At 44.1% G+C, this 646-nt stretch carries 2 protein-coding genes; both read right to left on the reverse strand.

Annotated elements, in window-relative coordinates; all coding sequences use genetic code 11:
* A partial coding sequence (locus R7Q48_RS28230) for a MerR family transcriptional regulator (RefSeq protein WP_318133623.1) occupies positions 1 to 185 on the reverse strand: 185 nt, incomplete at its 3' end.
* On the reverse strand, positions 175 to 646 hold a 472-nt coding region (locus tag R7Q48_RS28235; RefSeq protein ID WP_318133625.1), incomplete at its 5' end, for a YbgA family protein. The genes R7Q48_RS28235 and R7Q48_RS28230, both read right to left, overlap by 11 nt.

The following is a 646-nucleotide window of genomic DNA, read 5'->3' on the forward strand; positions in this document are numbered from 1 at the left end:
CAACCTTGAATTTCACGAATCGTATCGAGATCTTGCTGACAATATAAGCGATGCCCTTTTTCCGTTCTTTGTGGTTGGATTAGGTTATAGCGTCTTTGCCAAGCTCTCAGCGTCACAGGCTTAACGCCCGTAATCTCTGCAACATCTCGAATTGCGTATAGTTTTTCTTCTGAACTACAAACCATAGCGTAATCTCATCTCCTGCGGGTGTGGCTCTAAAAACTTCTGTTTTTGCAGATATTCATCTGGATAAGCATTTAGATAGTGTTTAATTAATGTTAGTGGCGCGAGCAATGGCAGCGTGCCAGTGCGATAGTCTTGAATCACGGTCGCGAGTTCTTCTTTTTCATCTTTGTTTAGAGAGCGTTTGAAATACCCTTGAAGATGCATCAACACATTCGTGTTGTTTTTGCGACTGGCACGGTTCGATAGCGCCGTCATCAGACCTAATCGGTATTCTCGGTAAAACTCGTCAATCTCATAGTTGGCAACATCTGCGACTAAGCGCCCCAAAGATCGATACGACTCTGGATGGTGCGCCATAAGCGTTAGCTTATAACGAGAATGGAAATCGATGATCTTACCGCGTGTCGGCTCACCTGCCATCGATTCATAAAAATCGTTGAGACAGTAAATGCGAGTAATG

The sequence above is a fragment of the Vibrio sp. 378 genome, assembly GCF_033339435.1.